This is a genomic window from Occallatibacter sp. (genome assembly GCF_035317045.1).
Classification (GTDB): Bacteria; Acidobacteriota; Terriglobia; order Terriglobales; family Acidobacteriaceae; genus Telmatobacter.
This window is the reverse complement of sequence record NZ_DATHHT010000024.1, coordinates 181,138-196,337: the sequence shown is the minus strand read 5'-3', so window position 1 is coordinate 196,337 and position 15,200 is coordinate 181,138. Positions and strand designations below refer to the sequence as shown.

Annotated in this window: 13 protein-coding genes; 4 read left to right on the top strand and 9 right to left on the bottom strand. The window is 58.8% G+C overall.

The window, feature by feature from the left end; translation table 11 throughout:
* Positions 1-101 precede the first annotated feature (101 nt).
* On the top strand, positions 102-1,406 hold the full coding sequence (locus VK574_RS11735; RefSeq protein WP_472800041.1) for an RDD family protein: 1,305 nt from the start codon (positions 102-104) through the stop codon (positions 1,404-1,406).
* A 129-nt stretch (positions 1,407-1,535) separates the two neighbouring features.
* Here VK574_RS11735 and VK574_RS11730 read toward each other — a convergent pair whose 3' ends face one another.
* The 6 genes from VK574_RS11730 to VK574_RS11705 all read right to left on the bottom strand — a co-directional run bounded on the left by VK574_RS11730 (position 1,536) and on the right by VK574_RS11705 (position 9,733).
* Positions 1,536-2,435 (bottom strand): DUF6999 family protein, encoded by a 900-nt coding sequence (locus VK574_RS11730; RefSeq protein WP_472800040.1) that lies wholly within the window; start codon positions 2,433-2,435, stop codon positions 1,536-1,538.
* An 18-nt stretch (positions 2,436-2,453) separates the two neighbouring features.
* Entirely contained in the window at positions 2,454-3,302 is an 849-nt protein-coding gene (locus VK574_RS11725) for an acyl-CoA desaturase (protein ID WP_472800039.1), read from the bottom strand.
* Positions 3,302-5,167 carry a 3-oxoacyl-[acyl-carrier-protein] synthase III C-terminal domain-containing protein gene (locus VK574_RS11720; protein WP_472800038.1) on the bottom strand — a complete coding sequence of 622 codons (1,866 nt, stop codon included), beginning with the start codon at positions 5,165-5,167 and terminating at the stop codon, positions 3,302-3,304. Before VK574_RS11720 ends, VK574_RS11725 begins: the two co-directional genes overlap by 1 nt.
* Positions 5,168-5,310: 143 nt before the next feature.
* A complete protein-coding gene (locus VK574_RS11715; RefSeq protein WP_472800037.1) occupies positions 5,311-6,204 on the bottom strand; it encodes an ROK family protein in 894 nt (297 codons plus the stop codon).
* Positions 6,205-6,295: 91 nt separating this feature from the next.
* Entirely contained in the window at positions 6,296-7,702 is a 1,407-nt protein-coding gene (sthA, locus tag VK574_RS11710; RefSeq protein WP_472800036.1) for a Si-specific NAD(P)(+) transhydrogenase, read from the bottom strand.
* 321 nt (positions 7,703-8,023) lie between these two features.
* Entirely contained in the window at positions 8,024-9,733 is a 1,710-nt protein-coding gene (locus tag VK574_RS11705) for a HAMP domain-containing methyl-accepting chemotaxis protein (protein ID WP_472800035.1), read from the bottom strand.
* Positions 9,734-10,048: 315 nt separating this feature from the next.
* Here VK574_RS11705 and VK574_RS11700 point away from each other — a divergent pair, with 315 nt between their 5' ends.
* On the top strand, positions 10,049-10,978 hold the full coding sequence (locus VK574_RS11700; protein WP_472800034.1) for a hypothetical protein: 930 nt from the start codon (positions 10,049-10,051) through the stop codon (positions 10,976-10,978).
* Between the two features lie 81 nt (positions 10,979-11,059).
* On the top strand, positions 11,060-12,517 hold the full coding sequence (locus VK574_RS11695; RefSeq protein WP_472800033.1) for a glucuronyl esterase domain-containing protein: 1,458 nt from the start codon (positions 11,060-11,062) through the stop codon (positions 12,515-12,517).
* A gap of 18 nt (positions 12,518-12,535) precedes the next feature.
* Here VK574_RS11695 and VK574_RS11690 read toward each other — a convergent pair whose 3' ends face one another.
* Positions 12,536-13,009: a DinB family protein gene (locus tag VK574_RS11690; RefSeq protein WP_472800032.1), complete on the bottom strand. Its 474-nt coding sequence runs from the start codon at positions 13,007-13,009 to the stop codon at positions 12,536-12,538.
* A gap of 49 nt (positions 13,010-13,058) precedes the next feature.
* A complete protein-coding gene (locus tag VK574_RS11685; RefSeq protein WP_472800031.1) occupies positions 13,059-13,568 on the bottom strand; it encodes a GNAT family N-acetyltransferase in 510 nt (169 codons plus the stop codon).
* Between the two features lie 74 nt (positions 13,569-13,642).
* Between VK574_RS11685 and VK574_RS11680 the strand changes: the two genes are divergently transcribed.
* Positions 13,643-14,176 (top strand): DinB family protein, encoded by a 534-nt coding sequence (locus VK574_RS11680; RefSeq protein ID WP_472800030.1) that lies wholly within the window; start codon positions 13,643-13,645, stop codon positions 14,174-14,176.
* Positions 14,177-14,209: 33 nt separating this feature from the next.
* Here VK574_RS11680 and VK574_RS11675 read toward each other — a convergent pair whose 3' ends face one another.
* Positions 14,210-15,127 carry a retropepsin-like aspartic protease gene (locus VK574_RS11675; protein WP_472800029.1) on the bottom strand — a complete coding sequence of 306 codons (918 nt, stop codon included), beginning with the start codon at positions 15,125-15,127 and terminating at the stop codon, positions 14,210-14,212.
* Positions 15,128-15,200: the final 73 nt, after the last annotated feature.

Sequence of the window (15,200 nt, the reverse complement as noted above, 5' to 3'; positions counted from 1 at the left end):
GAGATGCGCTGACGGAATTGGATTAGCAGGATTGATTTGGCCGGGTTGATTTAACGGGGCTAATGCATTGGTCCAGGGAATATTGAAGGGAATTTAGAGTTTTGAGCACACTGGCTAGCTCGCCTACCCCCCTCCCATCGTGGAAGCAGGAAGTAAATCGTCGCCTTGCGGAGCACAAGACTCGCAAGGGGATTGAGGTCGTGGACCAGGATTCCGCTGACGACGCCCACTCGTCGTCAAACAGCCGGGCCGCGGCAGCCGCCGCACGGGTTGCAGCAAGATACGCCAAGACGCCCAGCTATAGCGAAATGCAGGCTGCGGAAGCGCGGGGTGCATTGCGCGCCGCTGAGGCAGCCACACGGGCGGCGCTCGAGGCGCAGGCGGCCGCGCAGGCCGTGCTCGATCACTTCGAGAATAACGGCGACCAGGTTGCGGAGATTGACTACGAAGTGCGCTCCGCCGAAGTGCCCAGCCGCTCCATCGAAGTGTCCGTACCAGAGAAACGGACAAAGAACTCCGACAGCGTGAGGCGGACCGAAGCGTCAGCGACCAAGAGGACTGAGACAGCGGCAACCGCGGGCCTTGAGATTCGCTGGGAGCCGGATTTGCCGGTCCGACATGCGCAGCATGAGACTCGTGCAGCGCGCGTTGAGTCGTGGGAGACTGAGTCGCAGGACGCTTTGGACAGCGGAGAGATGTATGAAGCCGTGGAGGCTGCGCAGCCCATTGCCGCCAACCTCATTGAGTTTCCGCGTGAGATCGTGGCGACGCGCCGGATGCGTCCGCGCATCACGGAAGCGCTTGTGGAGGATGATGAGCCGCAGCAACTCAGCATTTTCGAGGTAGACCCGAATTCCGTTTCCACCGTGCCGATGGGGGCTGCTGCGAGGACCGTGGAAGAGCCGGCCTGGATCGGGTCAAGCTGGCAGCAGATCGAGCTTGAGGATCAGCCGCAGACCTTACCCGATTACTATGCGATACAGCCGGATGTTCCCAAACTCTACCAGGCGCCCTTTAGCCGCCGGATGATGGCGACGATGGTGGACGCGGCATTAATCTTGAGCCTGGTGTGGGGAACGGCCTACCTGGTGGCTTCGCAGTTCGATCACTTGCCCGGCCTGCGGATCGCCGAAGTGTGCGGGGTCATTGCAGCGCTGGGGTTCGCCGCGCTCTACGAGTGGTTCTTCCTGACATTTGCCAAGGTGACGCCGGGGATGCGGTATGCGCAGCTTTCGCTCTGCACCTTTGATGATGAGGTTCCGAACGCCGCACAGGTAAAGGGCCGGATGAAGGCGATGCTGATTTCCGTTCTTCCGGTGGGCCTGGGCGTGGTGTGGTCGATCTTCGACGAGGACCAGATGAGCTGGCACGACCGGCTCTCGAAGACCTATCTGCGGCTGAGCTAAGAAGGGAAGATTTTCGCACCGACCTTTGGCCACGCTTCGAATTCGTTTATGCGCTGTCTTGTTCCCCTATCAGGCGCTCGCGTAATTCCAGAAGATCGCTACGAAGGCGTTATTCTGACGGCCTCGAATTCAACTGGATGCCAGCATTGGTTGCTGGGACTGGCGCTTGATCTGGACCAGGGTGGCGTGGAGACATTCGGCGGCCAGGCCGTGCAGGAGGAGCCGATATCCCGCCTGGAGCGTCGAGAGCGGAATCAACGGGTGCTTGTTGTTGACCAGGCCTACATAGGAGGCGTCACCGAGCAACTTCGAGCTGTAGATGGCCACCGTCTCATCCAGTTGCAGCGAGTTGCAGGCGCGCCAGAAATCACTGTCGGTAAGAAACAACTGGTAGAGCGGCGTGTAGATTTCAATTGCAGATTCGAGGTCCAGAAAGTTCAAGCGGCCCGTGGGCAAACTGGCTTCATCAATCTGAAATGGCCCATCCGTGATGCAATCGAAGTTGGGATGCTCCTGGCGGCTCAACTTGATGCCCTGCGTCTTCATCTCGCGATTGAGGCGAATGAGGAAGTTATAGATATTGAGGTCGTGTTTGAGAAAGACGTTATCGCGCAGATCGTAGAGATTGTGAGGGCGCAATGGATTGAGTGGGATTTGGACGCCCGGGACATTGGTTGCAACGAACTGAAGAATTTCGGTTCCGATATGAAAGTGACGCAGGATCAAAAGATTCGCGTCAGGACGGACGAAGATTTTCAGTCCCCAATAGATGGTCCGGTGCAAAATCTTCGATGACGTAAATTTGTTGGGGATGAAAATCTTGAGAATCTGAAAGAGGACCAGCATCAGCTTTGCGAATGGCCGTATCAAGGGAAGCATGAACTGGCGGGATTTGGAGCCGGAGTTGGCCAGCAAGGCGGCCTTGACTTCGTCGCTGAGCGGCAGACTGGCGTCAAGGTAGAGCGCGAGCCAGGGATTCGGATCCTCAGGGTTATATGGAGCTTTCTCGTAGAGTTCGGTAACGTCCATATCGGCGGTGCCCCCTTGTCAGTTTCTGGATAGATGCGTCGTTCCGGATACGGCTGTCGGTCCAGCAAAGTCAGGCGCAGTTGGGATGCGAATCTCGCGAGCAAGTCCAACTGCGCGAAGAACTCGAATCACCTGCCAGGTCCAGTCAAATTGTCCTCTTGCCAGACCGTGCTTCGCGCTCCAGGGAAAACGGTGATGGTTTGCGTGCCATCCTTCGCCGAGGATCAGCAACCCCATGACAAAACTGTTGCGGGAACGGTCGTGTTGTCCCGAGAGCTGATTGCCAAACATGTGCGCGATGCTGTCAATCGCGTCTCCCATATTGTAAAGAGCCACGAGCGTGAGCCAAACAATGGCACATCCACGAATTCCCCAGAGGTACCAGGCCGCCAACACAGGAACGAGGAAATGCAGGTGCATGGCAGCCGCGTAGGGCCACGGGCGGCTGATCAGCCGGTACCAGGGGTCGGCGGAGACGTCGGGTGCGAGCGAACTGAATTCCTGGTTGGTGCGGGGGCGCATCCATGCGTCAATAAGCAACCGGAAAGGGCCTGCGAGGGAATAGAGAACGCACAGAAAGACGTTGTCCGACCCGAGATACCAACCGACGTGGGCATACCAGAAGCCGCGTTGCAAGGGGGAGTGAGGATCGAGGGGCGTGTCGGTATGCGCGTGATGATAGCGGTGATTGCCCACCCACTGAACGGGAGTGCCAGTCGGAAGCCCGAGCGTGACCAGTGTTCGTTCGAGCCATTTGGGAAGCTTCAGCGAGCGATGGGCGAGCACGCGATGATAACCGAGGTTGATAGCCAGGCCCGCCAGCACGTAGTAGACGAAAAAGAAGGCCAGTATCGACGCGATCGACATCAGAAATTTCCGATCTCTTCCAACTGCAACGCGTAGAGCCGCGCAGTGACCTTGGCGCAACGGACAATTTCGGGCACGAGTTTCGAAGTGAGGATTCCGCTGGCGATGGCGAGATCCAGTCTCTTGAAGTGTGTAATGTCGCTTTCAGAGTGGTAGAGAAAGAAGGAAACTGCTTCCTTTTTCAGGTCAAGCGTTTCCTGAATCTTCTTGCCCCATTGTTTGGCGATTCTTTGCCCGACGCCCTCGACGATGAACATGGCGCCGATGAGGTGGAACGGATTTTGCTGGCCGGCCATCTCAAGGACGTACGCAGAGAGAGCTTCGCTGCCGATGTTCTTGCGGCCTGAGCGGATGGCGTCGAGGCTGCCGCCTGCGAGTTCGAAATTGCGCTCCAGCATTTCGAAGTCGCGATGCTCGTCGCTTGTGTGCGTGATGAATGCGCTGCGAATGGGGAAGTATTCCGGCGTAATGCTGGAGGCTGCACGGCCGATCCAGCGCGAACCTTCGATGACCTGCTGCCGCAGGTTGAAGAGCAGCGCACGGTAATCCTCAACTGTGAAGCGGCCATCGTAGAGCTTTTTCACGATAGGGACGCGCTGGAGGCGATCTTCAAATTCAAACCACACCAGTGCCAGGTCGCGCACGAGTGCTTCGGCCAGCGGATCGTTGGAGGTGTGCAGTTCGGGAGGCTGTGCGCGGAAGATGGCTTCGGGTGCGGCCTCGGTGCGGGCGGTGCTGCTGGCGCCTTCCACGACTTTCAAGAGCATGTAGCCGAAGAGGAACCTTCCGCTCTCGGGGACCATGCAGAGGATGGTGTCGCCGTTTTTCAGTTTGCCGGAGTAGAGTAGCTCCTCGAGGAGGAGGAAGGTTGATGCCGAACCGACGTTTCCGGTGGAACTGAGGTTGGTGAACCATCGTTCCTGAGGAATATAGAATCCGAGTCGCGCAGCCAGGTCGTGCGATTTGTCGCGAAAGACGTGGGAAGAATAGTGAACCGCCAGCCAGTCGACATGATTCGGCTCGAGGTTTTTGTTTTTCGCAATCTGCAACAGTCCTTGCACGGCGTGACGCACGACTTCGTCGAGCATGCGAATGTCCTGGCGAAGATTGATGGCGCCGGCGTCAGCGGCAAGATCATAGCTTGGAAAATCGAGCCACGATTTTGGGGCCTCGCCGTTCTTCGGCAAGCCGACATACATGCACGGTTCACACTGGCCGGCGTAGGAAAGCAGTTCGATCCACTCGATTTGCAGAGACAAGCCCGAAGCGGATGGTGAGCTAGAGAGCACAGCCGCGCCCGCACCGTCGGAAAGCATCCAGCGAAGAAATTCGGTATCGAAGCTCAAGCCTTCTTCTCGAACGACGCTCTGTGCTTCGAAGCGCGACGATTTGAAGAGGCGGCTGGGGAATTCGCTGGCGCAGACAACGGCGTGCTGCTTTTCGCCTTGAAGGATCTGCAGCATGGCTGATTTGAACGCCATGACTCCGCTGGCACAAACTCCGTGGAGGGTCGCGATCTCACAGGGCGGCGATTTCAGTTCGCCATGGACCATGCTGCCAAAACCGGGGATGGGGAGATCTCCCTGCGAAGTGGCGGCGGCGAGGAAGTCAACGTCCTCCAGATCGATGCCTGCGCGTTCGACAGCGGTGCGAATGGCATTAGCCGCCATGGTTGCGTTGGAGAAGAGTGTCTGCTGCTGGCGGTCGATAGCGTAGTAGCGAGCTTGAATGCCGTTTTGTTTCAGGATGCGTTTGCGGATGCGGGAGGTCTTTCCGTCGATGGTGCCGAGGAATTCCTCCATTGCATCGTTGTCAACGGGTTCGCCGGGCAGGAATTTTCCGAGCGATGTGATGAATGCCTGCATAATCACTTCCGGTGTCGGATTCTGGATTTCCTGGCGGTGCTTGCGCAAGTGTAACCCAGAGTCCGTTGATCGCGATGGGCAACGCGAAACTAGAGGTGCGGACCCGCACAATCGAAACGGCTCGGTTCGACGTGGAGACCGCGTCAGGAAGCGAGGGCGCGAATGGCGCTGACGCCGGCGCCGAGCAGGGCGGTGGCATCGTCGTTGGGCAGGATTTCGAGTGAATAACTGAGGAGCGGGCTCATCTTGACCATGGTTTCAAGATGACGGCGCAACATGGGGATATCGAGGAAGCCGACATTGTGGCCGGTGAAGTAGAAGCGGCCGGGGCCGGCAAGATGGATGAAGGACGCGGTTGCGGCGGCGAGTGCGCTATGCCAGAGTTCGACAAACTCGCGGCAACGGACATCGCCCTTCTTGGCCTGCGCGAAGACTTCTTCGGGTTCAAGGTCGAGGAAGCGCATACGCATGGCGCGGTAGCCCATGATGCCTTCAAGGTGACCAGCGCCGCCGCATCCGCAGAAGCGCTCCTTGGGGTCGAGGGTGACGGTGATGTGCCCGCCTTCCCAGACGCCTTCGACGTAGGGCCAGCGGCCGTAGCCGATGCCGTTGCCGATGGTCCAGACGCGGGTGAGTTTGTTCAATTGGCCGCGCGTGGCGGCGACGCCGGCGGCGATGGCATCGGCATCGTTGGCGATGTGGACAGGTGCATTGACACCCTTGGCGCTGAGGACGCGCGTGAGTTCTTCGGCAAGATGCATGCCTTTGATCTGGGTGAGATTGGGGGAGTCTTCGACGACGCCGTGACGAATCACGCCCGGGACCGCTACACCGATCGCATCGACGTCTCCCTTGCCGATCACCGAAAGGATTTCTCCGGCGAGGATTTCAACGAATTCGCCTACGGGGAGTCCGTTGAGCGCGTCTACCTCATCGACGTTCTGGGGATAGCGCACGGTTTCTCCCGCAAGGCGCATATCTTCGAGCCTGCCGGCAACAATGTGTTCCGTAACAACAACGCCAATTGCGGTAGTCATTTCGCCCTCCATGGGGAGAATGCTTGCGTGGATAAGAAATCGCCGGCGGTGAAAGGAACGCGTGTTCCGTGATTTCTGAAACCGTCCATTGTTATTCCACCTGGTAGCGGTGCAGGCGGCCGAGCCCGTTGAACGCCGCGGCCTTGTAGCACTCGGCGAGGGTGGGATAGTTGAAGACGGTGTCGACGAAGTAGTCGACTGTGCCGCCGAAGATCATGACGGCCTGACCAATGTGCACGAGCTCGCTGGCGCCTTCGCCGATGATGTGAACGCCGAGAACTTTGCGCGTGTCGCGATGAAAGATGAGCTTGAGCCGGCCGGTCGTGTCGCCTCGAATCTGGCCGCGGGCGGTTTCACGATAGAAAGCCATGCCGACTTCGTAGGGGACATCTTCATCGGTGAGTTGTTCTTCTGTTTTGCCGATGAAGCTGATTTCGGGAATGGTGTAGATGCCGTAGGGATAGAAGCTCGGGTTCGATGAAGTGGCGTTGTCGTTGAATGCGCGTGCCGCAGCGATGCGGCCCTGCTCCATCGACACGGAGGCAAGCGAAGGGAAGCCGACGACGTCGCCCACGGCGAAGATGTGCGGGACATTGGTCTGGTAGTGTTCGTCGACAGGAATGCGGCCGCGGTTGTCGGCTTCGATGCCGGCGGCGGCGAGGTTGAGATCGTCAATGGCGCCCTGCCGGCCGACTGCGTAGAGGAGGGCATCGCCAGAGACTTTCTTTTTGCTCTGGAGATTGGCGATGACGGTAGCGTCGGCGAGTTCTTCAACGCTTTCGACTTCCTCGCCAAGGCGCATGGTGACGCGGCTGTCACGCAGGTGATAGCTAAGGGATTCGATAATTTCCTGGTCGGCGAATTCGAGCAGCTTGGCGCGCTTTTCAATTAGAGTGACGCGCACACCCAGGGTGGAGAACATGCAGGTGTATTCGACGCCGATGACGCCGCCGCCGACAACGATGAGGGACTTTGGAAGCGAGGGGAGTTCGAGAACCTGGTCGCTGTTAATGATGGTGCGGCCGTTGATGGGAACTTTGGGCGAACCGGCAGGCTTGGTGCCGACGGCGATGATGATGCGGTCAGCTTCGATGGTGCTGTCGCCCGTGAGGCCCTCAACGCGCACTTGGTGCGGGTCGACGAAATGGGCAATGCCGTGGACGATATCGATGCCATTCCGCGAAAGCTGGGCCTCGGTTACGTCCACTTCCGTTTTGATGACGGCTTGAACCCGGAAGGCCAGGTCGGCCATGCTGATCTTTTCCTTGACCCGGTAGTTCATGCCGTAGACGGAGCGGTAGTTGTAGCCGGAAAGATGCAGTACCGCTTCGCGCATGGTTTTGGACGGAATGGTGCCGGTGTTGACGCACACGCCGCCGACGACCGATCGCGCTTCGACCACGGCAACTCGTTTTTTCATTTTCGATGCGGCCACGGCAGCGCGCTGCCCCGAGGGCCCGGAACCGATGACGACAAGGTCGTATTTGGCGGCGCTCATGCGCGTGTCTCCAGGGTGCAAACTGAGGGACGAAACGTGGTACTGAACACGGCGGCGGTTCGAGGCATACCAGGCACAGCATACGCCTTGCGATGGCCAGGCGCGGAGCGATCTGGGGACGGGAACGCGTGCTCCATCTGTGATTGTCTCAACCAGCGGGAGGTTTCAGCAATCCAGACAAGGATTGTACCCGGTGGCCTTGACGGCGGTGTAAAACTTCAAGCGCAGGATCAACAGAACGGGAATGGCGAGGTGTGATGAGGAAAAAAGAGCCCCAGTGAATCGGCAGTGATTCACCGGGGCAAGTGCCACCAGGAGGAATCAGACGTGTGCGGCCCGGGGCTGGCCCAGGAACGCGGGCTGTTGTATGCCGGTGTAGGAGTCGTGGGTAAGCGAATTGTCGAATTTGAACTGGCGCATCATTCCGTCGAGGTCGCTTGCCAGCGAGGCGAGGTTCTTGAGGGCCTCTACGGATTCCTCGGCGCCCTGTGCGTTTTCGGTAGCGAACTCGGAGATATGGCCTGCGGATTCCGAGATTTCGCTTGAGGCGGCGGTCTGCTGGGTTGCGGCCGAGGCGATCAATTGAATCTGATTTTCCACCTGCTTTGAAGCTTCGATTGTGGCTTCGAGGCTTTTACGAGCGCGCGCGGTTTCATTCAGGCCGTTTTCGACGGCTTTTCTGCTCTCTTGCATGACTTCAAGGGTGCCATGGGTTTCGTCCTGGATACTGCGGATGGTGGCAGCAATCTCTTCGGTTGCGCCCTTGGTGCGTTCGGCAAGGCGACGAACCTCGCCGGCCACGACTGCGAAGCCGCGGCCATGTTCGCCGGCGCGGGCAGCTTCGATGGCGGCGTTGAGCGCGAGCAGGTTGGTCTGCTCGCTGATCTCCTGGATGACACTGACCACCTTGCCGATTTCTTCGGAGCGGTGAGCCAGCGAGGTCATTTTTTCGGCGACGGTGCCAGTGGCGGTGGCAATCTTCTCCATGGTGGCCGCGGCGGCTTCCATCACGGCTCCGCCCTGGTCAGCGGTTTCGGCGGAGATGCGGCTCGCGGAGGCAGCACTCTCGGCATTGTGGCTGATTTCGGCGATAGTGGCGGTCATCTCCTGCGCAGCCGCGGCGATCTGATTCGTCTTGCTTGATTGCGCGTGGGCGTTGCCGGCGGATTGCACCGCGCGAGCCGTGATTTCGGTTGTGGCGGCTGAAAGGGTGTCTGCACCTCTGCCCACCTCCTGCAAGATGGTGCGGATGGTTTCGGCGCATTTGTTCATGGCGCCGCCCAGGCGGCCGATTTCGTCGGTGCCGGTCACTTCTACGTATGCTGTGAGGTCTTTGGCGGCGAGGCGCTCGAGCATCTGGGTGCCTCGGGCGATGCGTGGTGCGATGACACGCGTGAGCACCGTACCGACAAGGATGCACAGAGCGACAATGAGGAGGGAGGCGAAGGCCTCAATCCAGACGGCGTGAAGGCTGGCAGTGGAATTCTCTGCCGCGGCCGTCTGTCCCTCCTTGACGTTGTAATCAAGAAGAGACTGAAGCGAATTTATGACCTGGTCAAAGGCATTGATAGAGGCACCGGAGGTGAAGATTGCCAAGGCCTCGGACTTCTTCCCGCTAACTGCAAAAGCGGCATCGCGATCGCTCAAATCGCGATAACGCGCGAAGGCGGAGACGGTGGCGTCAAAACCGTTGCGCTCTTCGCCTTGGTCCACGAGGGGCGCGTAGAGCGCCATTTTGCTTTCGAAGCTTTCGATCGCCTTGCGACGCAGAGCCGAATGCTCGGTGAGGCATTTTGCCGAAGAGCACACCAGCAGATCCAGGTCCTCACGCCGGAGCAGATTGAGGGCGCCCCGCATATCGGACAGGTGAATGATCGAAGGTAGCAAGTCCTGACCCATGGCGCGCGTCTTCTTCGAGATATCCCAATAGGTCAAACAGCTATACAGGCCGAGTACGACGCAGAGCAGGCAAACGATGCCAAATGCCAGCTTGAACTTGCGTCCGATAGGGACATTGCGAATTGCGAACATTCCGTCAGTTCCTTTCTCAAGGGAGTCAGCCTTGTGGGAGGCATCTTCCAGGGAACCGCTCGGGATGCTGCTTTCGGGCGGTTCCAGACACTTTGGGTTATCGGCGCAATGGAGAGAAGCGAGATAGTGCTGACCGCAAAATTTCCTTCGAAGGGCCAAAGCATCGAGGGAAGGCGCGGAAGTGTCTCAGGATGGTTCATGGAGTACGAACGCCATTTCTGCATTTTGATTTTTAGATTTTCTTCATGAAGATTTTCTCTTTATCGCCGATGCATCCAGTGTGCAGGTCGGCTCTCAGTCCTGCCGAGGCATGCGATGAGGCGGTTGACCGAACTTTGCATTACGTTTGCAGTGCTGTCTTTAGCGAATGGGCTGGGATTCGCAGAGGATCCAGCGGACCACCATCCCGCAGGCATTGCGAGTGCGAATGAGACACTGGTCCTTGGCCACGCGGAGCGAGGTGCTCCGGTGAAAAAGATCGATGCTTGCAGAGAGAGAGGAATCGAGCCGAATGCGGCGCCACCGACTTGGGACAGTCCGGCGGTGACCACGCAATGTGGCGCGCTGGAGATGGACAGTCTTTTCACAGCGCAACCGATGGGTGGTGGAGTTCACCAGGAGACGATCGGAACGACGGCCAAGTTCGGGTTCACACCGCGGCTCGAGTTGCGGTGGGGACTGCCGGGGCACTTGATCGAGAGCGGGAGCGGGGCGCGGTTGGTTGGCATAACCGATCAATGGATCGGTGCCTGCTACCGCTTTCATGAACAGAAGGGGCGAGTTCCAGACCTGGCGATGGACTATGCAGTCAAGTTTCCAACTGCGAATCCCGCGAAGGGTTTTGGGAGCGGACATACCGATCACGTGGGAACTTTTATCGCCAGCGCGGATGCGAAGAGCACACATTTCGACTTCAACGCGGCTGGCACGGTGGCCGGTGGTTTGCACGGGCATGATGGGGCGGCGCAATTTGGGCTGGCGGTGACGCGGCATTTCTTGCCGAAGCTTCTGGGAACTCTGGAAGCATTTGGAGGATCGCAGCCGGGCACATCGAATCGCTATGGGGCTGCACTGGCCGGAGGTGCATGGGGCGTTCGGCTGTGGCTGGCGGTCAACGGGGCCTATGTCCGTGCCTACACCTTTGCTTCTCCGCGGCAGCAGTTTCTCGTGGGACTCAACTACACGATGCGACCGGGGCTTGCGGCTCCGCAACGAGCAGCATTCGGAGGCATAGCGAGACGATGAACCGGTAACGCGAGGGAACGCTGGCCGGTCTTGTCGCTGGGCCGCCAAATCGATATGCTTGGCGCGACTGGAGAATGCTTGTTGAACGTTGCTGTTTACCTGCGACGCCGCGCCGGGATCGAGCTGGGGTTGAGTTTGATGGTTGTCTTCGGCGCGCAAACTTATGTTGCGGCGCAGGTGTCTTCGACTTCTCTGCCAACGGATGCGAAGCCAGTTGTTTCGCAGCACTTGACGGCGGAGCAGGATCGAGCGCGCTTGCTCGGGCTGCACGGTTTGACGGAGTCGGATTTGCGGACTGCGCCAGTTCCGGATGCGCGATCGCCCAAGGCTACCAATTACGACGAAGCGAAGGCCGATGTCTATCCAAAGTTGCCGGATCCGTTGGTATTCAACAACGGACAGCCGGTGAAGACTGCAGCAGACTGGGTCAAGCGGAGACGCGAGATCCGTGAGGATTTCGATCGCGAGGTGCTGGGGCGTTCGCCCGGCTTGATGCCGGCGGTGGAGTGGCATGTGATCAGCACCGTTCACGAGAAATACGGCGGGGTCGATGTGATTACGAAGCGGCTTGCCGGTCGAGTTGGGCCGTGGATGAATACGCAGATCACATTCAGTATCGATCTGTTGCTGACGGTTCCGGCGCATGCGGCAGGTCCTGTGCCCGTGATCATGGAGCTGGCGTTTGCGAAGGATTTTGAGCTGGCGACAAGCGGGCCGCTGGACAGCTATGTTCCGACGCCGTGGGGAGTGGATGGCAAACTCGCGGTGCAGCGCGGCTGGGGATTCGCAATTCTGAATCCAGTTAGCTATCAGAAAGATGATGGGTCGGGGCTAACGGAGGGAATCATTGGATTGAGCAATCGCGGGCAGCCGCGCAAACTCGATGACTGGGGCGTGCTGAGGGCGTGGGCATGGGGCGCAGAGCAGGCCAGGCATTACTTTGAAATGGACAAAGCGGTGGACGCAAAGCAGGTTGGGCTCGTAGGGCACTCCCGGTTCGGCAAGGCCGTGCTGGTGACGATGGCTTACGAGTACCGGGAATTTGCGGTTGGATACGTCAGTTCGTCGGGCGAGGGCGGTGCGAAGCTATACCGCCATATTTATGGCGAGCAGATTCCGAACCTTGCCAGCGCTTCGCTGTATCACTGGTTCGATGGAAATTTTCTTCGCTATGCAGGCAAGCTGAATGCCGGCGATCTGCCCGTGGACAATCACGAGCTGATCGCTCTGTGTGCGCCGCAGCCTCTGTTTATTGGAGGGGGCACCGATGCAGGGGATGGATATGCCAATCCCAACGGGGATGCGTGGGCCGATCCACGCGGGATGTTCCTGGCTGAAGTGGCCGCCGGACCGGTGTATCGGATGATGGGCGCGAAGGATTTGGGATCGATGGAGTTTCCTGCGATGGGTACTGCCCTAGTAAAGGGGGAACTGGCGTTTCGACAGCACGAAGGCGGACATACACCAGCGCCGAACTGGCCTTACTTTCTGGAGTTCGCCGCTAAATACCTGCACGCTCCGGGGGAGCAAACTCACTAGACAGTCATAAGTTGTTCATTACGCCATTGTCTGTTCTCTGATCCACAAAACGTAGTCCATGCCGGGCGGTGTTCCGCCCAGTGCTCGCAAGCGTGTGGCGCATTGGGAGCGATGTCCCTGGGTGTGAAGGCAGATCTGCAAAATCGCCTGCCGAACCGAAACATTGATGCCTAGCTGTGAAGTGCGAGTCTCCAATGTGCGTTCGAGGTCCGATTCATTCGCATGTGAGAGCCACTCGGATTCGAGGCGTTGAGTCTCGCTGAATCGATCGATGATATCGGCGAGATTTTCGGGGGTTTTCATTTCGTTTTCGCGAACGAAAGAGTGCTCGAGAATCGTGAGGAGCCAGAAGCGGTTGGCTACCAGGATGTGGTGAAGCATCTTGCTGAGCTCTTCGTCTTCAGCGGCGGCAGGATGTTGCTCGATTGCGTGCAACAGGTTGGCGTTTGCCCACCACTTATGGCGGATCAATTCTTGAATCATTGAGAGCATTGGTTGGCAACTCCAAAGAGATGGCTGGGGATTGTTGACAGCCGAGGTTCTAATCGCGACCGATAGGCGGCGTGATCCAGTATTGCAGGAGAACGAGGTCGAGAAAGCGGTCGAATTTGTAGCCGACTTCGCGGAGATGGCCGGCGCGCTCGAAGCCAAAGCGCTCGAGGAAGCGGAGGGATGCGGTGTTTCCTGAGTCTACGCCAGCGATCATGGAGTGCTTGCCCGCCTGCCGCGCCTGGACGATGAGCGCCTTGAGCAGCAGTGATCCCACTCCCTGGCCGCGCAGTTCTGAGGAGATGTGGACGGTTCCTTCGACGGTATAGCGATAGCCGGGCCAGGGGCGGAAATCCCCGTAGCTGCCAAAGCCACAGATATGCTCGCCGTCGGTCGCGACGAGGATGGGATAGTGCTGCTCGAGGCGCGTGCGCCACCAGCCGATTCGATCGGCAACGCTGGCGGGACGGTCGTTGTAGATGGCAGTGGAGTTCATCAGAACATCGTTGTAGATTGCGGTGATCTCTTCGAAGTCCGCTTGGACGGCATCGCGGATCTGCATGCTTCTACCTCGCATTTGACTCGGATGGTGGCCCGGAACCAGAATAGCTGTTCCGGCATAAAGGTTCGGTCAGGATGGAGAAGGCAGAGAAAGTCGAAGTGTTGCGGCAGTTGCAAGCCGGCCGAGACGCGCTGGGCGAGGCGCTTGCGGGTGTGGATGATGCGATGTCCGTGCATAAGCCTTCAGGCGAATCTTGGTCGATTCTGGATTGCGTGGAGCACATGGTTGAGTCGGAGCGGTACCTCCTGACGCGCTTGAACGCGGCTGAACACGCGGACCAGCCTTTCGAGAAATCGCGTCGCGAGGGCAAGATCGCCGCACTCGCCGCGGATCGCAGCCGGCGGATCGAGGCGCCGGAGCAGGCCCACCCACATGGACTGTTTGCGTCATTAACCGAGGCAGTAGCCGCCTTCGATACGACCCGGGCGGAGGTGGAACGTTGGGTGGAAAACTGCACCGGGGATCCCCGCTGCATGATGACGGACCATCCGCTGATCGTCGGGCCTGTGACGTGCTCGGAGACACTGATCATGATTGCCGCGCACCCGGCGCGGCATGCGAAGCAGATAACGGAGATTCGGCAGGAGTTCGCAGCGAAATCGAAGTGACACAAACGCCGGATGATGGGCATCGCCGTTCCTCTACCAGGGATCGAGAGAGACAAAACCGCCAGAGCAACTGATAAACACACGGCGATAGGCGATAGTAGGCAGCAACCCGTCTTCCCGCTGAGCCCGTCCGTTGCCAATTGCATTCATTGGAACGGTGAACGAAACCTGCCTCAATGCGCTCTTCCCGATCGCTACATCCTGCGGCCGAAGCACGGCAAATCGTTGTTCAAGTCCGCTCACCGTGCGCTTCAAGACGCGTGAAGGGTTCGCCGCAACCAGGTGGAGGCTCGCGTTGTTCGCGTACAACATTGGCGCATTGGTGCCGGAGTCCAGCCGAAGGAGTACGGGAGTCTTTCCGAGTGAGGAAAGACGGGCGGGAAAAACGATAGGCCGTGTAAACGGAAGATCTTTCTCTGTGCCGTACGGCTCCGCGAGTTTGATTCTTTCTCCCTTCACCTCGGCCGTGAGGGCCCCCGAGTCGTCCAGGCACAAGAAGCGGTGGCCATTGTCGATGAGCATGTCGAAATGTTGGAGGAAATTTCCGCCGAGGATGCCACGGATGCGCGGATCGACGGCTCGAAGTTGAGCCAGGTCTTCAACCACGGCGAGCGAATTGACCGCGGTGTGGTCTCCTGCGGCAAGATTGTCGATTGAGACTGCGGCTCTGCGTGAGAACGTGGCGGCACCTTCGACGCCGACGGCGCTTTGCGGCTTGAGATGGAGTTCAGTGGCGAGCGAAACGTCGATGGTGCTCACCTGCGCGCCGGTATCGACGAGGAAGTCATAGGGACCCGAGTGGTTGGCCTCCACGGCAACGACAATTAACGTGCCTTGGACAAGGCGCAGGGTTAGACTAGCTACATTCCCAGGGCAGTGCGCTTCTCCAAGAGCCGCGGGAGCGGCCTGGGAGAGAAGACTTGCTACGAGCAGGCATTTGAAGAGAGACATTGACGATCACCTCAGCCGGGTTGGCTGGGTGCAATGTCGCCTCGTGCCTCCACACTGTCGTGATGGTCCTCAT